Here is a 17,514-nt window from a genome sequence, read left to right on the forward strand (position 1 = left end):
AGGGCAACCATAGAAGCCGTTGGTTGCTACAGGCAAACTAAAAAGGGGCGAAGGCGCCTAAAGTCCTGGCAAAGGACGGCGAGGGTTGGGCGGCCGGACCAGGTTCGCTAGGGTCCTGCCCCATGGCACACAACCCCCAGGGCCCGGACGGCAACTACGACCCGGCGGGCAGCACCCAGATGTTCCGCGCCTTCGTCGACGAGGGCACGCCGGCGCGGCAGCAGCAGGTCGCGGCCCAGTCGGGGCCGCGGGTCGGCCTGATCGTGGGCGTGATCGCGGTCGTCGCGATCGTCGCCGCGGTCGCCTGGCTGGCGCTCGGCTGATCCCCGCGGTGGGGCGGCTCGCGCCCGGGTGACCTCTGTGGTGGCCAGGCGCGGTCCCGGCCGGCCCACACCCTCACGTCCAGGACGCGGTGACGTCCTGGGTCTCGATGCGCATGCCCAGCGGCACCCGCCAGGCGTCCACGCACACCGTGTACGTCCCGGTCCGCGCCGCGCCCGCCGGGATCGGCGCGGGCAGGGGCTGGGCCGACTCGATGGTCGCCCAGTCGACGCCGAGCGCCCCGATGACGTGCGTCGCGAAGGTCACCGTGCCCGAACGCGCCGGTGAGCCCCCGGTGTTGTGGAACCGCACGGTCACCGTCTCGCACCAGCGCCGGTCCGTGGGCGCGCGCCGCGGTTCGCCGACCGTGAGCGCGGCCGGGCGGGGTGGCGCGGTGGTGCCGGGGGCCGGTTGAGGCGGCGGCTGAGACCCGGGCGGCCGCGGTGACTGGGACGGCGGCTGCGGCCGTGGGGCGGAGGGCGGTCCCGGAGGCGGCGCCTGACCTCCGGCCGGTGCGCCGGCCACGGGCGGGGCGGACCGGCCGGGTGCCGGAGCCGTCGGCGGTGACCCCGCCGGTGCCCGGCGCGGGGGTGGGGGCGACAGGGAGGGCGCCGAGGGGCCCGTACCGATTCCCGTACCAGTGCCCGTACCGCTTCCCGTACCGGACGACGGTCCACGGCCGTCCAGCGGTACGAGCACGACCTCGCCCGACGGCGGAACCGGTCCCGGGCCACCGGGGCGGCCGACCGCCCCGGTCGCCGCGCGGCCTTCCCCGGCGCCGTTCCCGCACGCGGTCAGCGCCCCGCCCAGGCAGAGCGCCACCGCCACCAGTCCGAGTCGACGGTCCATCGCGCCAGTGTGACTGACGGACCGTCAGGTCGGAAGCCTCAGTCGGAGATGAGCCCCTCGCGCAGTTGCGCGAGCGTCCGGGTCAGCAGCCGTGAGACGTGCATCTGGGAGATGCCGACCTCCTCGCCGATCTGGGACTGCGTCATGTTGGCGAAGAAGCGGAGCATGATGATCTGCCGCTCGCGGGGCGGGAGTTTGGCCAGGAGCGGCTTGAGCGACTCCCGGTACTCCACACCCTCCAGGGCGCTGTCCTCGTACCCGAGGCGGTCCGCCAGCGAGCCCTCGCCGCCGTCGTCCTCGGGGGAGGGCGAGTCCAGCGACGACGCCGTGTACGCGTTGCCGACCGCGAGGCCGTCGACCACGTCGTCCTCCGACACGCCCAGCACGGCCGCCAGTTCGGGGACGGTCGGTGAGCGGTCGAGCTTCTGCGCCAGCTCGTCGCTCGCCTTGGTCAGGGCCAGCCGCAGCTCCTGGAGCCGGCGCGGCACACGCACCGACCACGAGGTGTCCCGGAAGAACCGCTTGATCTCGCCGACGACGGTCGGCATCGCGAACGTCGGGAACTCCACGCCCCGTTCGCAGTCGAACCGGTCGATCGCCTTGATCAGGCCGATGGTGCCGACCTGGACGATGTCCTCCATCGGCTCGTTGCGGGAGCGGAAGCGGGCGGCCGCGTACCGGACCAGGGGCAGGTTCAGCTCGATGAGCGTGTCACGGACGTACGTGCGCTCGGGGCCGTCCGCGCCCTCGGCGTCCAGGGCGGCGAGCCGCAGGAACAGGGAACGGGACAGAGTGCGGGTGTCGATGACTTCCGGCGCCGTGTCGGGAAGTGCCGACCCGCTCTGCACGGGCACGGGAACCGGTGCGGGCACGGACGCCGGCACGGGCGTGAGCGTGAGCACCTTCGAGCTGCCCTGTTCTGCGGACATGCCACCCCCTTGAGGTCGCGGACGGTCGCGTGGGCCGCGACCATCGGAGGAACGCAGCCTCCACCTGAATACCGGCGCCGAGACTGCGGCAAACGCGGTTCCAGCAGAATGTCACATGTCGGCAACACGCTGTAGTGACTTGTCGACAAGAAAGCGGCAAGTATGCGCAGGAAACTGGGGGTGTGGGGCCTTTTGGCAGGTGGATGCGGGGCTGAACGGGTCTACCCGATCAGGTTACGCATCGATTCGATTTGCGGACCTGAGACGGGCGAAGCTGCGCGCCAGGAGTCTCGACACATGCATCTGCGAGACCCCGAGTTCCTGGCTGATCTGCGACTGCGTCAGGTTGCTGTAATAGCGGAGCATCAGGATCCGCTGCTCCCGCTCCGGGAGCTGCACCAGCAGGTGCCGTACGAGGTCCCGGTGTTCGACCCCGGCCAGCGCCGGGTCCTCGTAGCCGAGCCGGTCCAGCAGCCCGGGCATCCCGTCGCCCTCCTGGGCGGCCTCCAGGGACGTCGCGTGGTACGAGCGGCCCGCCTCGATGCAGGACAGCACCTCGTCCTCGGAGATCTTCAGCCGCTCGGCGATCTCGGCGGTCGTCGGCGACCTGCCGTGAGCCGTCGTCAGGTCCTCGGTGGCGCCGTTGACCTGCACCCACAGCTCGTGCAGCCGGCGCGGCACGTGGACGGTGCGGACGTTGTCGCGGAAGTACCGCTTGATCTCCCCGACCACGGTCGGCATGGCGAACGTCGGGAACTGCACCCCCCGGTCCGGGTCGAACCGGTCGATCGCGTTGATCAGCCCGATCGTGCCGACCTGGACGACGTCCTCCATGGGCTCGTTGCGGGAGCGGAAGCGGGCGGCGGCGTACCGCACCAGCGGCAGGTTCGCCTCGATCAGCGCCCCCCGCACCCGGTTGTGCTCCGCGGTGCCCGGCTCCAGGGTCTTGAGCTGGCCGAACAGCACCTGGGTGAGCGCTCGGGTGTCCGCGGCCCGCCCCTGTGCCTTGGTGCGGGCCTCCGACTCGTTCTGGGGCGGCACCTGTTGAGGCGTCGTACTGGCCGGCACGTTCACGCCACCCCTTCGCGGTCGGTCTCGCGGTCAATTACGGTCAACTCATCCGTCAAAAGCGGTCATAGCATCACAAGACATGTCCACTGTGTGCAAGCACCTGATAACGTCGTGTTGTCGGCGCGCGCATACGAAAAGCCCCGCACCACAGGGGTGCGGGGCTCGCGTCACGGAACCGCCGGAGGCGGCGTACGGGCTCAGAACTCGTAGTCGGCGATCACCCATGTGGCGAACTCCCGCCACTGGCCGGCGGCGGCCTGGTGGGCCGGGTGCTCGATGTAGCGCTTCAGCGCGTCCTTGTCCGCGACCGCCGAGTTGATGGCGTAGTCGTACGCGATGTCCCGGTCGGTGATGTTCCAGGCGCACTCCCAGAACTCCAGCTCCGGAACGAGCCCGCCGAGCTCCTCGAACGCCTTCACGGCCTCGGCGACGCGCTGCTCGTCGCGGCTCACGCCGTCGTTGAGCTTGAACAGGACCAGGTGGCGGATCACAGGGGCTCCTAGTTGACGAGCTCGGTCATGAAGTCGCCGACGCCCTGCGCGGCGCTCGAAATGCCCTCGAACCCTACCTGGACGAGGTCGGCGGCACGTGCGGGGGAGTTGATGATCGTGTAGAGCACGAAGACGACGACCACGTACAGCGTGATCTTCTTGGCCTGCACCATCGACCCTGTCTCCCCGTCTCTCCCCTGCGATCCCCTGGGCGGTCGGGTGAGTCTAACCGAGCCTCCAAGGGCCAAGGCCCTCCCCGTCGGGGCCCTTTGCCGGTCCCGCCCGGCCGGTCCGGGCGGCAGCCTGGACAACGCAACCGGCGGGCCCCGGCAGGAACCCGGCGGGTGCGTGCCGTTCCTCCCGCACGTACGCGAAGGGCCCCGACGCCGATGCGCCGGGGCCCTTCACACAAGAGCGGTAGCGGAGGGATTTGAACCCTCGGTGACTTGCGCCACACTCGCTTTCGAGGCGAGCTCCTTCGGCCGCTCGGACACGCTACCGAGAGAGAGCTTAGCCCAAAGGTGCCGCTACGAAGAAATCCGTTGTCAGCGGTCGCGGAAGAAGCGGGTGAGGAGCGCCGCGCACTCCTCCGCCAGCACTCCGTGGATCACCTCGGGCCGGTGGTTGAGCCGTCTGTCCCGGACGAGGTCCCACAGCGAGCCCACCGCGCCCGCCTTCTCGTCGAGCGCCCCGAACACCAGCCGGTCCACCCGGGACTGCACCAGCGCGCCCGCGCACATCACGCACGGCTCCAGGGTGACGACCAGCGTGCACCCCGTCAGCCGCCACTCCCCGTGCGCCTCGGCCGCCCGGCGCAGCGCCAGGACCTCGGCGTGCGCGGTCGGATCACCGGTCGCCTCGCGTTCGTTGTGACCGGTGGCGAGCACGGTGCCGTCCGGGGACAGGACGACCGCGCCGACCGGCACGTCGCCGGCCCGCGCGGCCCGCGCGGCCTCCTCCAGCGCATGGCGCATGGGCGCCCGCCACGGCTCCCGGACGGGGTCCGCGGTGGCGGGCGTGGGTGCTGATGGTGCGGGACGCACTAGCGGACGGCCTCCAGCACCTCCGCGGCGCCGAGCGCGTCCGCGATCTCGGCCAGCGCGTCGGTGTCGAGCGCCAGCAGCTCCTTCTCGGACATGCCCAGGTCGGCCAGGATCAGCCGGTCGCCGACCGGCTCCTCGGGCACGGCCTCGGCCGTCACCGCCGATTCCTCCTCGTCGTCGTCTTCCTCGACCGGCTCCCCGTCCTCGGTGCCGTCGAGGTCCAGCGCGTCCAGGTCGGGGCCGTCGTCGTCCTGGTCGTCGCCCAGCAGTTCCTTGGTGAGGATCTCCCCGTACGAGGAGCGGGCGGCGGCCGCTCCGTCGGAGACGAAGATCCGAGGGTCGTCCTCACCCTCCACGCGGACGATGCCGAACCATGCGTCCTCCTGCTCGATGAAGACGATCACTGTGTCGTCGTCCACCGAGGCCTCGCGGGCAAGCTCGGTCAGATCCGACAAGGTCTCCACATCGTCGAGCTCTGTGTCGCTCGCTTCCCACCCGTCTTCGGTGCGCGCGAGCAGTGCGGCGAAGTACACCGTGACTCTCCCACTGATCAGAGGTGTGACGATCGGGCGGCACGCTCCTGAATGCCCCGCCCACTCGGCATCGTGGCAGATGCGAGGCCCTCAGGAGAGGTGTTCCGCTCTTGCGTCGTGCACCAGTCTGAGTCCGATGCCGGTCCGTGTCACCAGCGGAACGTACGCATCCGCATCTGCTGGCGCATCCTGGCGGCCCTCGCGCGGCGCGGCTGGACACGGTCCCGCAGCGCCTTGGCCTCGTTCAGCTCGCGGAGGAACTGGGCGCGCCGCCGCCGGCGCTCGGCGTCGTTCTCCGTGCGGTCCGGCGGCCGGCCGTCCCGCTCCCGCTCCGGCTCTTCCGGCTCCGGCATCGCGACCACCCCCAGGCTGGGTCCGTCCACCCCACCTTCCCTCCGCGGCGGGGGTTGATGCCAGTGCGGGCTACTGTTGAGGGCATGCGGATCCACGTCGTCGACCACCCGCTGGTGGCGCACAAACTCACCACGCTGCGCGACAGGCGCACCGACTCCCCCACCTTCCGGCGGCTCGCCGACGAGCTGGTCACCCTGCTCGCGTACGAGGCCACCCGGGACGTGCGCACCGAGCAGGTCGACATCGAGACCCCGGTGACCCCGACCACCGGCGTGAAGCTGTCGAGCCCGAAGCCGCTGGTGGTGCCGATCCTGCGGGCCGGCCTGGGCATGCTCGACGGCATGGTGCGGCTGCTGCCGACGGCCGAGGTGGGGTTCCTCGGCATGATCCGCAACGAGGAGACGCTGGAGGCGTCCACGTACGCCACCCGGATGCCGGAGGACCTCTCCGGGCGCCAGGTGTACGTGCTGGACCCGATGCTGGCCACGGGCGGCACGCTGGTCGCCGCGATCCAGGAGCTGATCAAGCGCGGTGCGGACGACGTGACGGCGGTCGTGCTGCTCGCGGCGCCCGAGGGCGTCGAGGTCATGGAGCGGGAGCTGGCGGGCACGCCGGTCACGGTCGTCACGGCCTCGGTCGACGAGCGCCTCAACGAGCACGGCTACATCGTTCCGGGCCTGGGCGACGCGGGCGACCGGATGTACGGGACGGCCGACTAGTTCGTACGGCGGTACCGGCGTACGGCTCGGCAGGGAGCGGTACGGCTCAGCACTTCGCGGAGGGCGCGGGCGCGGGCTTGGCCAGGGCGGTCAGGGCCGCGGTCGCGTCCTTCGGCGGTGTGAGGGTCTTGAAGGCCGTACCGATGATCAGGTCCACGTCCGCCGTCGCGCGGGTGTCCGTCTTCAGCGCGGCGCCCTTGAGCTGTGTGCGCAGGACGGGGAAGGCGCTGTCGCGGGCACCGGTGGCGCCGAGCAGCATCCCGGTGCCGGGGACCTTCTTGTCGTACGCGGCGGGGGCGTTGCCCACCTTGCCGATGGCGAAGCCGCGCTTCTTCAGCTCGTCGGCGGTCGACTTGGCGAGGCCCGCGCGCGGGGTCGCGTTGTAGACGTTCACCGTGATCTGGGCGGGCTTGAGCGGTACGTGGACCGGTGTCACCACGTTCTTTCGGGGCTTGCACCCGGGTCCCGCGGCGGTCCGGGCGCGGCTGTCGGCCCCGCCCCCGCCGAAGACGTCGATGAGCTGAAGCGTTCCCCAGCCGGCCAGGCCGAGGGCGACCACTGCGGCCAGGGCCGCGACCACGATCCGGCGACGGCGTCGGGGGCGGCGCATGCGGGGGTAGGCATCACCCGTGATGCGGTACTTTCCGCCCATACCGGGGGGAGTGAGCATGCTCATGGGCGCAGCGTAATGCCGCCCGGTGACTATGCCTACTAAACGATCAGCTCATGGGGGCCGGACGGGTGGGAAAAGGCCCGAAAGGCTGACGCGGCGCCGGGTGGGGTGGCGAGGCGGCCCCGTGGCGCGGCGCGCCGCGCGGGGGCGGGCTCAGTCCAGTTCGAGCACGCGGGCGTGCAGCACCTGGCGCTGTTGCAGGGCCGCGCGCACGGCGCGGTGCAGTCCGTCCTCGAGGTAGAGATCGCCCTGCCACTTCACGACGTGCGCGAAGAGATCGCCGTAGAAGGTCGAGTCCTCGGCGAGGAGCGTCTCCAGGTCCAGCTGGCCCTTGGTGGTCACGAGCTGATCGAGGCGGACCGGGCGCGGCGCGACATCCGCCCACTGCCGGGTGCTTTCCCGGCCGTGGTCGGGATACGGCCGCCCGTTACCGATGCGCTTGAAGATCACACGGAAAGCCTACCGGGCGAGCGGCTCCCGGCGCAGCCACGCGGGGCCGGTCCGGTGTCGCGGGATCGCGGGGGAATCGTGCAAAACGGGACAGGCGCGCCGCGGGGACGATCCCGCGGCGCGCCTGCCGGGCGCTGTCGGCCGGTGAGGCCTACTCGGTCACCTCGTGGTCGTGACCGTCGTGCAGGCCGCCGCCGCTGCCCGCGTCGCCGTCCGTGGGGACGGTGACGACCGGCTTGCGCAGCGAGCTGAGGTCGTGGGCGTAGACGCCCACGGCGTTGGCGATGACGTCGATGTTGGCGTCGAACGCCGTCATGTTGACGTTCTTGATGTCGTCGCACTTGGCGTGGTAGCACGCGTCGTACGGGGCACCCGCCGTGCCGCCGAACTTCTCCGCCTGCTTGGCGGTCTTCAGGCCCTCCGCGCCGGTGAACGTGCCACCGGAGGGGATGCCGACCGCGATGAACGGGCCGTAGTCGGAACGGCCGGTGAAGTCGGTGCCCTCGTGCGGGCGGCCCTGCTTGTCCATGAACTCGTTGATGTCGCGCTCGAGCTGGGCGGACCCTGCCGGGCCGGCGGGCGCGCCGACGCCGTCGGAGTTGTCGCCGTCGTACACGAACAGGCCGTAGTTCGGCGAGGCGATCATGTCGAAGTTCAGGTAGAGCTTGATCTCCTTGCGATCGAGCTCGCTGAGGTTGTCGACGTAGTGCTCGGAGCCGAGCAGGCCGTTCTCCTCGGCCGACCACCAGGCGAAGCGCACCTTGTTGGTGGGCTTGACCTTGGACTTGGCGAGGTCCAGGGCGACTTCCAGCAGGCCGGCCGAGCCGGAGCCGTTGTCGTTGATGCCGGGGCCGGCGGTCACCGAGTCGAGGTGCGAGCCGAGCATCACGGTGTTGGCGGCGTTGCCGCGGGCGGTCTCCGCGATGACGTTGTTGGTGGTCCGCTTCTCCTGGAGCTGGCGGATCTCGAAGTTCACCTCGACCGGGCCCTTGGCCAGGTCGGCGGCGAGCGCCTCACCGTCCGCCTGGGATATGCCACCGGTCGGGATCTTGCCGGCCTCGGGGGCGCCGAGGGTGCCGGAGAGCGCGCCGGGGACGTTGTTGTAGATGATCGCGCCGGTCGCGCCCGCCGCGGCGGCCTGGGCCTGCTTGTCGGCGAAGGTGCAGCCGCCGCGCTTGATCAGGGCGACCTTGCCGGTGAAGGTGCCGGACGCGTAGTCGGCGGCCTCGCAGCCGGGCGTCGTGTCGTCGGCGGGGGCCGGGACTGCCGCGAGGCCCGCCTTGACCCCGCCCACGGGCGTCGACTTGGTGTACGTCATCGCCGCGACGGTGATGTCGCGCGGCGCCGGGGAGACGACCGCGAGCTTCTCCGCCTGCGTCTGCGTGTAGATGAACTCGAACTTCTGGTACGAGACCTGGTAACCGGCCTTCTTGAGCTGCTGGTACACGTACGCGGCGGAGGCGTCGTGTCCGAGCGAGCCGGCCGCCCGGTGGCCGCCGGCCGAGTCGGCTATCTGCTGGAACTTCTCCAGGTGCCGGTACGCGTCCTTGGCGGACGCCTCCCGGACCAGCTTCTTCGAGAGGTGCGCGGCGTCCTTGGCCGCCTCCTTGCCGGGGTCGTGCCGGCCGGCGGAAGCGGGGGACGCGGAAGCCAGCAGGAGCGGGGTCGCGAGTGCGGCTGCGGCCAGGGTGGCCACGGCTCTGCGATGGGATGCGTTCACAGAGGTCCTTCCCGGTGCGAACGAGGTTGAAGGGAAGCTAGCGATCTCCCACGCTCCTGTGAACAGATGTGCCACAACTCACGGCGTATTCCGTACGTTTGGCAAGGGAACATGTCGGTCCGCTGCCGAAAGTCCCGCCGATCCGGCCTATTTGGCAGGCTTCGTGGCCTTGGCGCTCTTGGTGGCCTTCGCGGGCTTCGTGGTCTGTGCGGGCTTCGCGGCCTTGGCGGCCCGCTTCGCCTCCTGCTTGTAGGCGCGAACCTTGGCGAGCGACTCCGGCCCGGTGATGTCGGCGGCCGAACGGTACGCGCCCTCCTCGCCGTACGCGCCCGCCGCCTCCCGCCAGCCCCCGGGCCGTACGCCGTACTGCTTGCCCAGCAGCGCCAGGAAGATCTGCGCCTTCTGCCTGCCGAACCCCGGCAGGGCGAGCAGCCGGTCGAGCAACTCCCCGCCGGTGGCGGCGTCCGACCACACCGCGCCCGCGTCACCGCCGTACTCGTCCACCAGGTACTGGCAGAGCTGCTGCACCCGCTTGGCCATCGCTCCGGGGTAGCGGTGCACGGCCGGCTTGGCGGACAGCAGGGCGACGAAGGCCTCGGGGTCGTACGCCGCGATCGCGTGCGCGTCCAGGTCGTCGGCGTCCATCCGCCGGGCGATCGTGTACGGACCGGAGAACGCCCACTCCATGGGCACCTGCTGGTCCAGCAGCATGCCGACGAGCGCGGCCAGCGGACTGCGGCCCAGCAACTCGTCGGCCTCGGGCTGCTGGGCGAGGTGGATCGAGGTCGTCATGGTTCGATGATCGCGCCGGTGGCCCCCGCCCGCACGGCGGGGCTCCGCCGCTTCGAGGACGCCCGGCCGCGTGCCCGCCGGGTGCCCTCAGGGCCACGCCCTAGTCCGGGCCGCGCAGCCGGGCGGCCCGCATCCGCAGGTAGCGGGCCTCCGGGACGCTGAGCGTGCGGGCGGCGGCGGCCCGGTAGGCGGCCAGGGCGCCCTCGGTGTCGCCCGCCCGCTCCAGCAGGTGCGCGCGGACGGCGTCCAGCCGGTGGTGGCCCGCGAGCCGGCCGGCCACCGAGGGCAGTTCGGCGAGCCCGGCCTCGGGCCCGTGCACCATGGCCAGGGCCACCACCCGGCTCAGCTCGGCCATCGGGTCGGGGGCCGGGCCCAGGCGCAGCAGCACTTCGTACAGCGCCAGGATCTGGGGCCAGTCGGTGTCCTCCGGCCGCGCCGCCTCGTCGTGCAGGGCCGCGACGGCCGCCTGGAGCTGGTACGCCCCGGCCGGCCCCTCCGCGAGGGCCTCCTCCACCAGGGCGGTGCCCTCCCGGATGGCTTCCCGGTCCCAGCGGGTGCGGTCCTGCTCGTCCAGGGGGATCAGCTCGCCGTGCGGCCCGGTGCGCGCCGCGCTGCGGGCCTCGGTGAGCAGCATGAGCGCCAGCAGCCCCGTCACGGCGCCCTCGCGGGGCAGCAGGCGGCGCACCGCGCGGGTCAGGCGGATGGCCTCCCGGGCGAGGTCGGCGCGGCGCAGCCGGCGGCCGGAAGTGGCCGTGTAGCCCTCGTTGAAGATCAGGTACAGCACGTGGAGGACGGCCGCGAGCCGCTGGTCCCGGTCCTCGGGGCCGGGCGGCCGGAAGGGCACGCCCTTGAGCCGTTGCTTGGCCCGGCTGATCCGCTGCGCCATCGTCGCCTCGGGGACCAGGTGGGCGCGGGCGATCTCGGCGGTCGTGAGGCCGCCCACCGCACGGAGCGTCAGCGCGACCTGGGCGGCGGCCGGCAGATCCGGGTGGCAGCACAGGAACAGGAGCGTGAGGGTGTCGTCCTCGGAGGGTGCCCGGCCCTCCCCGGGCGGTGGCGCGGTGAACGCGTCACGGGGCGCGAGCGCGGCGTCCGCCTCCTCGCGCCGGCGCCGCGCCTCGTCGGCCCGGAGCTGGTCCGTGAGGCGGCGCGACGCCACCCGGATGAGCCACCCGCGCGGGTTGTCCGGCACCCCGTCGCCGGGCCACTGCCGGGCGGCGGCGAGCAGGGCCTCCTGTACGGCGTCCTCGGCGGCGTCGAAGTGCCCGTACCGGCGCACGAGCGCGGCGAGGACCTGCGGGGCGTGGTGCCGCAGCAGGTCCTCGACGTCACGGTTCACGGTGCCTCAGCAGATGTCGGTGCCGCTGTCCATGATGGGACGGATGACGACCGGGTACTCGGGCGCGCCCTCGGGCTGCGGGCACCGGGCGACGCGTGCCGCGATCTCGGTGACCCTCTCCAGGCTCGCGCAGTCGAGGACCCAGTAACCGGCGAGGAGCTCCTTCGTCTCCCCGTACGGCCCGTCCGTGATCACCGGACGGCCGTCCTCGCCCAGGCTCACCAGGCGCGTGCGGCGCGGCTCGGCGAGGCCCTGGCCGTCGACGAGCTCACCGGACTCGGCGAGGTCGTCGTTGATCTCCTGCATGAAGGCGAACATCGCCTGCAGGTCCTTCTCGCTCCAGGCGGGGCTGTGGGCGGAGGGCTTGCCGCCCATCGCGTCGTAGTCGGCCTGTGAGCCCTGCACCATCACCAGGTACTTCATGACGACGGTCCTTTCATGGGTGCCTCTCGGATGACGTTCACATGGGACGTCGGACCCGGCGACCCGTTCTCGACATCCGGCGGGCACTTTTTTCCGGCGCCCGGATCCGGCGCCCGGATCCGGCGCCCGGATCCGGCGCCCGGATCCGGCGCCTGGGTACGGTGCCTGGACCCGGCGCCCGGACCCGGCGCCCGGACTCGCCCTGCGGAAACCGCCTGCCGGGTGGGCGCCCGCCCCTCTTGGCCACGTTTGTCGCTCGCCCGGCGTGCGGAGGCGCGCCCTGGGGGCTCCACGCCCCCGGGCCGGTCATACGATCATGCTGGTCGTGGTGTGTGCGAGGTTGTCGTCCGCAGCGGCCGCTCGTGCTTTCCAGACCTTTCCGACCAAAAGGGTTCCTGTGAAGATCCGCCGCATGCTCGCCACGGCCGTCGTGGCCGCCGTGACCACGCCCGCCGCCCTGCTCGCCGCCCCGCCCGCGTACGCCGAGGTGCCTGTGCCCCCCGGCCGCGCACTGGCGGGCGACACGGCCAAGCCCTCCCTCAAGGAGCTGGAGAAGGCGGCCGCCGAGGCGCGGAAGGCGTACGACGCCGCCGTCGCCGAGGAGGCCGCCGCCCTCCAGGCGCTCATCGACGAACAGTCCCCCAAGGCGCCCCTCGCCGTCGCGGCCACGGCGGCGGCCAAGGAGGCCGGGGCCGCCACCACGGCCAAGACGGACGCCGACAAGAAGCTCGCCGACGCCGAGACCGCCCTGGAGGAACTGCCCGAGACCGCCACGGAGGAGGAGCGGAAGCGGGCGGAACAGGACGTCGCCGACGCGCAGGCCGCCGCCGAGTCGGCCGCCCTGGCCAAGGACGCCGCCGACACCAGGGCGGAGGCCGCCCTCACGGCACGGGACGACGCCCTGGTGGCCGCCGCCAGGCGCCTGCACCTGGCACGGCAGGCGAAGGCGAAGGCCCTGGCCGCCAAGGAGGTCGCCGACAAGGCGCTGGCCGACGCGCGCGAGGAGGCCGAGGAGGGCGCCTGCGTCGCCGAGGACCGGCTCACCGTCACGGCCACCGGCCTGCCGGCGAAGATCACCGCCGGCACCACGGTGGACTTCACGGTCCGCGTCACCAACGGCACCGACCGGACGCTCGACGAGGTCTGGCCGTACGTGAAGGCCGAGGCCGCCGACGACCTCCTGGACGTCCAGTGGTCCACGTCCGCCTCACCGGCCTGGCAGGACGTGGACGCCGACCACTACGCGGGCGGCGTCGACGCTCTCGCGGCCGGTGCCCACGCCGACGTCAAACTGCGCCTGAAGGCCCCCGCCACGGCGCCGGCCGGCGCGGGGACCGTCTCCCTCGCCGCCGACTACGCCAACGACGACCGGTCGTGCGGCGGGACGCCCGAGTTCTACGAGTACGCCTTCGACGTCGTCGCCGCGTCGGCCGCGCCGGGCCCCACCACGAGCCCCACGGCCACACCCGGCCCGCAGGCCCAGGGCGCGACGTCGACCCGGCCGGTCACCACGACCGCCTCCACCGGCGCCCTCGCCGACACCGGCTCGGCCTCCACCACCCCCCTCGCCCTCGCGGCGGGCGCCGCCGTGGCGCTGGGCGCGGGCACGCTGCTCGCCACCCGCCGCCGCCGGACCGGCGCGGAGGGCTGACCCACGCCCAGGGGCCGGACCGCCAACCGGTCCGGCCCCTCGGCATTTCGCGCCCTCGCTTCGGCACGACCGGCCTGCTGGTGTGCGCCCACCCCGACGAGGTGACCGAAGCCCACGACCGCGTCCTGTTCACCGTGGCGGCGCCGCCGGCTCCGCCACCGCGACCAGCGCAAGCTCCAGGGCCTCTGGCCGGCCGACGACGACTCCGCCGTCGGCCGGCTCCTCGACCGCCAGGGCCCCGACGCACCGGCGGCGGACCGCGCGGGGTCCTAGGCCGTGCTCCGCGCCCGTCGCGGCCGCGTCAGGACCGTGCTCACCGACCAGTCCGCCGGGCCAGTGCGGGAGGGGCCGCCCGAGCCTCTACCCGTCGATCAGGCCGGGCTCGGTGCCGGATCGGAACACCACGCAGGCTTCGACGCCCTTCCACCGGGGCGCGCCGCGCGGTGAGGTCGTCCACGCCGGGCCCCTTCTTCGCCAGGGCACAGTCGCCCAGGTGCACACGCGGCTGCGCCGCGTCGTACGGGCGTCGGGCGGACAGCCGTCGCCGACGGAAAAACGTATCCCGCGAAGGTAGATTTTCATTTGCGCCGAGCGTAGGGTTGCTGCCGTACACGTCGGCGACGGGCCTTCGGGGATCAGCCGGGCCCGCCCTGGACAGAGAAGGAGACGACACCGTCCAGAATCGCCCGGGCACGCATGCCGCCCGGGTACCGCAGACCCCGAACGGCAGGTGGTCCACGGTCACGCATTCAGGAACCCGCATCCCCGCCCGTCCGGGCGCTGTTGCGGAATACGGAGAGCCGGTCCCCCGACTGGACCGGTAGATGGTGTTGGAACCCCTCAGGGCCCGGGTGTGGAGCACACCCGGGCCCCTTGACGCGTCCCCGAAGCGAAGGTGCTATGCCCCCTGAGAAGCCCTCCGTCGTCGACAGCCTCGACGACGACGACTACCCCGCCTACACCATGGGGCGAGCCGCGGCCATGCTGGGCACCACCCCCGCGTTCCTCCGCGCCATCGGCGAGGCCCGGCTCATCACCCCGCTGCGCTCCGAGGGCGGCCACCGCCGCTACTCCCGGTACCAGCTCCGGCTCGCCGCCCGGGCCCGTGAGCTCGTCGACCAGGGCACCCCGGTGGAGGCCGCCTGCCGCATCATCGTCCTGGAGGACCAGCTCGAAGAGGCCCTGCGCCTCAACGAGGAGATGCGCGCCCGCGCCCAGGCCCCGTCCGCGGACGAGAGCTCCTGACCGGCGCGGGCCGGAACGCATATCTGTCGCGGCCACTGAAGAAATGCAGAAATTCCGTGGCCAGTTTTTCCGGCCCGCCGCCCCGAAAAAAACCGGCCCGCCGAGCCGGGCGAAAAACATGTCGCCCTCGCCCGCTGATCCCGTGCTACGGTGATGTCAGTTGCAATGTGGTTCCCAGAGACTTTCACAGTTCATTTCCGGTGTTTTCCGGAGGGGAAATCATCCCAGCGACTCCGGGTTCGCAAGGTGCGGACTCCGGGCACTGCCCCAAAGGGAGACTCAAATATGGCATCTGGCACCGTGAAGTGGTTCAACGCGGAAAAGGGCTTCGGCTTCATCGAGCAGGACGGCGGCGGCGCTGACGTGTTCGCCCACTACTCGAACATCGCCTCCTCCGGCTTCCGCGAGCTTCAGGAAGGCCAGAAGGTGAACTTCGACGTCACGCAGGGCCAGAAGGGCCCGCAGGCCGAGAACATCGTTCCCGCCTGACGCTGGCGCGCAACGACGCAGCCGGGGCCCGCACCATGGGGTGCGGGTCCCGGCTCGTCGCTTTTCATCCCGTCGTACGCGACGGATTCCCGACCCGTCGGACGCCGACGGGTTTCCCACCCGTCGACGAACGACGGGCCAGGACGAACCGGCCGCCCTTGCCGGCGCGCCCCCTTTCGTCCTTTTCCCGGACCGTTCTTGCGAATCCTCATGCGGCCGACAGCCGCCGGGAGGAATTCCTCGATACGTTCCGCATCGAGGAAGGTTCCGCATGAACCGCACCGCACGCGCCACCGACAGCTCCCACCGCTCCCGCCGGGGCTCCGCGGTCAGGGCGCCCGGCAACCGCCGCTCCGGTGGCGGCCCCGCACGCCGCCCCGCCCCGCTCCGGGGAGAGTTCGCCCTCCCGGTCGGCGGCACCGCGGCGCTGCCCCCCGTCGAGACGTTCGACGACCTCGGCCTGCCCCACCGCCTGCTGGCCGCGCTCCGCTCCGAGGGCGTGACCGTGCCGTTCCCGATCCAGGGCGCCACCCTGCCCAACTCGCTGGCCGGCCGGGACGTCCTGGGCCGCGGGCGCACGGGCTCCGGCAAGACGCTCGCCTTCGGTCTGGCCCTGCTGGCCCGCACCGCGGGCAAGCGGGCCGAGCCGCGCGCGCCGCTCGCCCTGGTGCTCGTACCCACCCGGGAGCTGGCCCAGCAGGTCACCGACGCGCTCACCCCCTACGCCCGGTCGCTGCACCTGAGGCTGGCCACGGTGGTCGGCGGCATGTCCATCGGCCGCCAGGCCGGTGCCCTGCGCGGCGGGAGCGAGGTCGTCGTCGCGACGCCCGGGCGGCTCAAGGACCTCGTCGACCGGCGTGACTGCCGGCTGGACCACGTCGCCATCACGGTCCTGGACGAAGCGGACCAGATGACCGACATGGGCTTCATGCCGCAGGTGACCCACCTGCTCGACCAGGTGCGGCCCGACGGACAGCGGATGCTCTTCTCGGCCACCCTCGACCGGAACGTGGACGCCCTGGTCCGCCGGTACCTGACCGATCCGGTGGTCCACTCCGTCGACCCCTCCGCCGGGGCGGTCAGCACCATGGAGCACCACGTGCTGCACGTGCACGGCGCCGACAAGCACGCCACCACCACGGAGATCGCCGCCCGCGACGGCCGGGTGATCATGTTCCTGGACACCAAGCACGCGGTGGACCGGCTCGCCAAGGACCTCCTGGCCGTGGGCGTACGCGCAGCCGCCCTGCACGGCGGCAAGTCGCAGCCGCAGCGCACCCGCACACTTGACCGGTTCAAGAGCGGGCACGTCACGGTCCTGGTCGCCACCAACGTCGCCGCCCGCGGCATCCACGTCGACGACCTCGACCTCGTCGTCAACGTCGACCCGCCCACCGACCACAAGGACTACCTGCACCGCGGCGGCCGCACGGCCCGCGCCGGCGAGTCCGGCACCGTCGTGACCCTGGTGCTGCCCGGCCAGCGCCGTGGCATGGAGCGCCTGATGGCCGACGCCAACATCACCGCCCGGGTCACCCGGGTCCGCTCCGGCGAGGCCGAACTGCACCGCATCACCGGCGCCCAGGCACCCTCGGGCGTACCCGTCGTCATCACCGCCCCGGCCGCCGAGCGCCCCAAGGGCTCCGGCTCCTCCACCCGTGGACGGCGTCGCCGCCCGTCCCGGTACGGCCGCAGCGCCCCCTCCGGCACCGCCGCGTAGGTCGGCCGTGCCGCCCGGGCGGGCGGCGGACGGGACGACCACCGGAAGCCGACCGCCGACGCGCGACGGACGACGCCCGGACGTCGAATGCCCACGACCCACGACCCACGACCGGTGGCCGACCGGCTCACGGCCGGGAACGGCCGACGACGAAGCGGCCGAGACGGCCGGACAACCGAACAGGAGCAGCATGTGACGCCGATTCAGACACGGCTCCGAGAAGCACACGGCACGGGCCTGACCGCCCGTGACGCCATGGGCGCGCCCGGCCCGGAGGCCGAGGACCACATGATGGTCGAGGACCACATGATGGTCGACGTGGCCCTGTCCGTCCTCATCAGCGCCCGCGTCGACCACCTGCTCCTCCAGGACGAGGCGGGCCGCTGTTCCGGCCTGGTGACCCGGGCCCAGCTCGTCGCGCACCGGGGCGGTTCCTGGTACAGCGACCGCACCCGGCTGCGTGACATCCCGCTCGACCGGGGCCGCGCGCGGTGAGCCCACGCGCGGTGCCTGTGCCTGGACGTCGGCAGTCGTGATGTCGGGCAGCGGGGTGAGGCGCAGCAGCCGCTTCGGTTCGGCGATCTCCACCGTCTTCCGCCACCGCGTGAGGAGCGGCTGAAGTCGCCCGGGCTCGGCGAGGACGCGTGCCCCCGAGGCAGCGGGCGGAGACACCGAGGACGACCCGGAAAAGGGCCCCGCAGA

At 72.4% G+C, this 17,514-nt stretch carries 21 protein-coding genes and 1 tRNA gene; 7 read left to right on the forward strand and 15 right to left on the reverse strand.

Annotated features, from left to right (window positions below):
* Positions 1 to 122 precede the first annotated feature (122 nt).
* Positions 123 to 323, forward strand: coding sequence for a hypothetical protein (locus E2B92_RS27850; RefSeq protein WP_126885139.1), 201 nt, complete (start codon positions 123 to 125; stop codon positions 321 to 323).
* 73 nt (positions 324 to 396) lie between these two features.
* On the opposite strand, the gene E2B92_RS33610 is transcribed toward E2B92_RS27850, so the two are convergent.
* The 9 genes from E2B92_RS33610 to E2B92_RS27890 all read right to left on the reverse strand — a co-directional run bounded on the left by E2B92_RS33610 (position 397) and on the right by E2B92_RS27890 (position 5,590).
* The gene (locus E2B92_RS33610; RefSeq protein WP_235024013.1) at positions 397 to 639 is read right to left on the reverse strand and encodes a hypothetical protein; all 243 of its coding nucleotides are present in this window, start codon (positions 637 to 639) and stop codon (positions 397 to 399) included.
* A gap of 569 nt (positions 640 to 1,208) precedes the next feature.
* Complete coding sequence (locus tag E2B92_RS27860; RefSeq protein WP_126885138.1) at positions 1,209 to 2,099, reverse strand: RNA polymerase sigma factor SigF; 891 nt, start codon at positions 2,097 to 2,099, stop codon at positions 1,209 to 1,211.
* A 234-nt stretch (positions 2,100 to 2,333) separates the two neighbouring features.
* A complete protein-coding gene (locus E2B92_RS27865) occupies positions 2,334 to 3,173 on the reverse strand; it encodes an RNA polymerase sigma factor SigF (protein WP_185923580.1) in 840 nt (279 codons plus the stop codon).
* A 194-nt stretch (positions 3,174 to 3,367) separates the two neighbouring features.
* Positions 3,368 to 3,661, reverse strand: a complete 294-nt coding sequence (locus tag E2B92_RS27870) for a Dabb family protein (protein ID WP_126885137.1) — start codon at positions 3,659 to 3,661, stop codon at positions 3,368 to 3,370.
* Positions 3,662 to 3,669: 8 nt separating this feature from the next.
* On the reverse strand, positions 3,670 to 3,834 hold the full coding sequence (locus E2B92_RS33095; protein WP_167536386.1) for a hypothetical protein: 165 nt from the start codon (positions 3,832 to 3,834) through the stop codon (positions 3,670 to 3,672).
* 242 nt (positions 3,835 to 4,076) lie between these two features.
* Positions 4,077 to 4,161: transfer RNA gene (locus tag E2B92_RS27875), tRNA-Ser, on the reverse strand.
* A 45-nt stretch (positions 4,162 to 4,206) separates the two neighbouring features.
* Entirely contained in the window at positions 4,207 to 4,635 is a 429-nt protein-coding gene (tadA, locus tag E2B92_RS27880) for a tRNA adenosine(34) deaminase TadA (protein ID WP_235024014.1), read from the reverse strand.
* Between the two features lie 68 nt (positions 4,636 to 4,703).
* Positions 4,704 to 5,237 (reverse strand): tRNA adenosine deaminase-associated protein, encoded by a 534-nt coding sequence (locus E2B92_RS27885; RefSeq protein ID WP_126885135.1) that lies wholly within the window; start codon positions 5,235 to 5,237, stop codon positions 4,704 to 4,706.
* Positions 5,238 to 5,386: 149 nt separating this feature from the next.
* Positions 5,387 to 5,590: a hypothetical protein gene (locus E2B92_RS27890; protein WP_126885149.1), complete on the reverse strand. Its 204-nt coding sequence runs from the start codon at positions 5,588 to 5,590 to the stop codon at positions 5,387 to 5,389.
* Positions 5,591 to 5,674: 84 nt separating this feature from the next.
* Between E2B92_RS27890 and upp the strand changes: the two genes are divergently transcribed.
* Complete coding sequence (gene upp / locus E2B92_RS27895; protein WP_126885134.1) at positions 5,675 to 6,310, forward strand: uracil phosphoribosyltransferase; 636 nt, start codon at positions 5,675 to 5,677, stop codon at positions 6,308 to 6,310.
* A 46-nt stretch (positions 6,311 to 6,356) separates the two neighbouring features.
* Here the strand turns inward: upp and E2B92_RS27900 are convergent, their stop codons facing one another.
* The 6 genes from E2B92_RS27900 to E2B92_RS27925 all read right to left on the reverse strand — a co-directional run bounded on the left by E2B92_RS27900 (position 6,357) and on the right by E2B92_RS27925 (position 11,707).
* Entirely contained in the window at positions 6,357 to 6,986 is a 630-nt protein-coding gene (locus E2B92_RS27900) for a LytR C-terminal domain-containing protein (protein ID WP_126885133.1), read from the reverse strand.
* Positions 6,987 to 7,136: 150 nt separating this feature from the next.
* Complete coding sequence (locus E2B92_RS27905) at positions 7,137 to 7,433, reverse strand: type II toxin-antitoxin system VapB family antitoxin (RefSeq protein WP_003999914.1); 297 nt, start codon at positions 7,431 to 7,433, stop codon at positions 7,137 to 7,139.
* Positions 7,434 to 7,584: 151 nt separating this feature from the next.
* Positions 7,585 to 9,129, reverse strand: coding sequence for a M28 family metallopeptidase (locus tag E2B92_RS27910; RefSeq protein ID WP_126885148.1), 1,545 nt, complete (start codon positions 9,127 to 9,129; stop codon positions 7,585 to 7,587).
* A gap of 171 nt (positions 9,130 to 9,300) precedes the next feature.
* The gene (locus tag E2B92_RS27915) at positions 9,301 to 9,945 is read right to left on the reverse strand and encodes an HhH-GPD-type base excision DNA repair protein (protein WP_126885132.1); all 645 of its coding nucleotides are present in this window, start codon (positions 9,943 to 9,945) and stop codon (positions 9,301 to 9,303) included.
* A gap of 100 nt (positions 9,946 to 10,045) precedes the next feature.
* Complete coding sequence (locus E2B92_RS27920; RefSeq protein WP_126885131.1) at positions 10,046 to 11,284, reverse strand: RNA polymerase sigma factor; 1,239 nt, start codon at positions 11,282 to 11,284, stop codon at positions 10,046 to 10,048.
* A 6-nt stretch (positions 11,285 to 11,290) separates the two neighbouring features.
* Complete coding sequence (locus E2B92_RS27925) at positions 11,291 to 11,707, reverse strand: YciI family protein (RefSeq protein WP_126885130.1); 417 nt, start codon at positions 11,705 to 11,707, stop codon at positions 11,291 to 11,293.
* Between the two features lie 412 nt (positions 11,708 to 12,119).
* Between E2B92_RS27925 and E2B92_RS27930 the strand changes: the two genes are divergently transcribed.
* The 5 genes from E2B92_RS27930 to E2B92_RS27950 all read left to right on the forward strand — a co-directional run bounded on the left by E2B92_RS27930 (position 12,120) and on the right by E2B92_RS27950 (position 17,307).
* Positions 12,120 to 13,358, forward strand: a complete 1,239-nt coding sequence (locus E2B92_RS27930; RefSeq protein WP_235024015.1) for an LPXTG cell wall anchor domain-containing protein — start codon at positions 12,120 to 12,122, stop codon at positions 13,356 to 13,358.
* A 900-nt stretch (positions 13,359 to 14,258) separates the two neighbouring features.
* Positions 14,259 to 14,603, forward strand: coding sequence for a MerR family transcriptional regulator (locus tag E2B92_RS27935; protein ID WP_126885128.1), 345 nt, complete (start codon positions 14,259 to 14,261; stop codon positions 14,601 to 14,603).
* Positions 14,604 to 14,888: 285 nt separating this feature from the next.
* Complete coding sequence (locus E2B92_RS27940) at positions 14,889 to 15,092, forward strand: cold-shock protein (RefSeq protein ID WP_064071132.1); 204 nt, start codon at positions 14,889 to 14,891, stop codon at positions 15,090 to 15,092.
* A gap of 271 nt (positions 15,093 to 15,363) precedes the next feature.
* Positions 15,364 to 16,812 carry a DEAD/DEAH box helicase gene (locus tag E2B92_RS27945; RefSeq protein ID WP_126885127.1) on the forward strand — a complete coding sequence of 483 codons (1,449 nt, stop codon included), beginning with the start codon at positions 15,364 to 15,366 and terminating at the stop codon, positions 16,810 to 16,812.
* A gap of 192 nt (positions 16,813 to 17,004) precedes the next feature.
* Positions 17,005 to 17,307, forward strand: a complete 303-nt coding sequence (locus E2B92_RS27950) for a CBS domain-containing protein (protein WP_126885126.1) — start codon at positions 17,005 to 17,007, stop codon at positions 17,305 to 17,307.
* Positions 17,308 to 17,514: the final 207 nt, after the last annotated feature.

Origin of the sequence: Streptomyces sp. WAC05374 (assembly GCF_004353505.1) — a bacterium.
Taxonomy (GTDB): domain Bacteria; phylum Actinomycetota; class Actinomycetes; order Streptomycetales; family Streptomycetaceae; genus Streptomyces.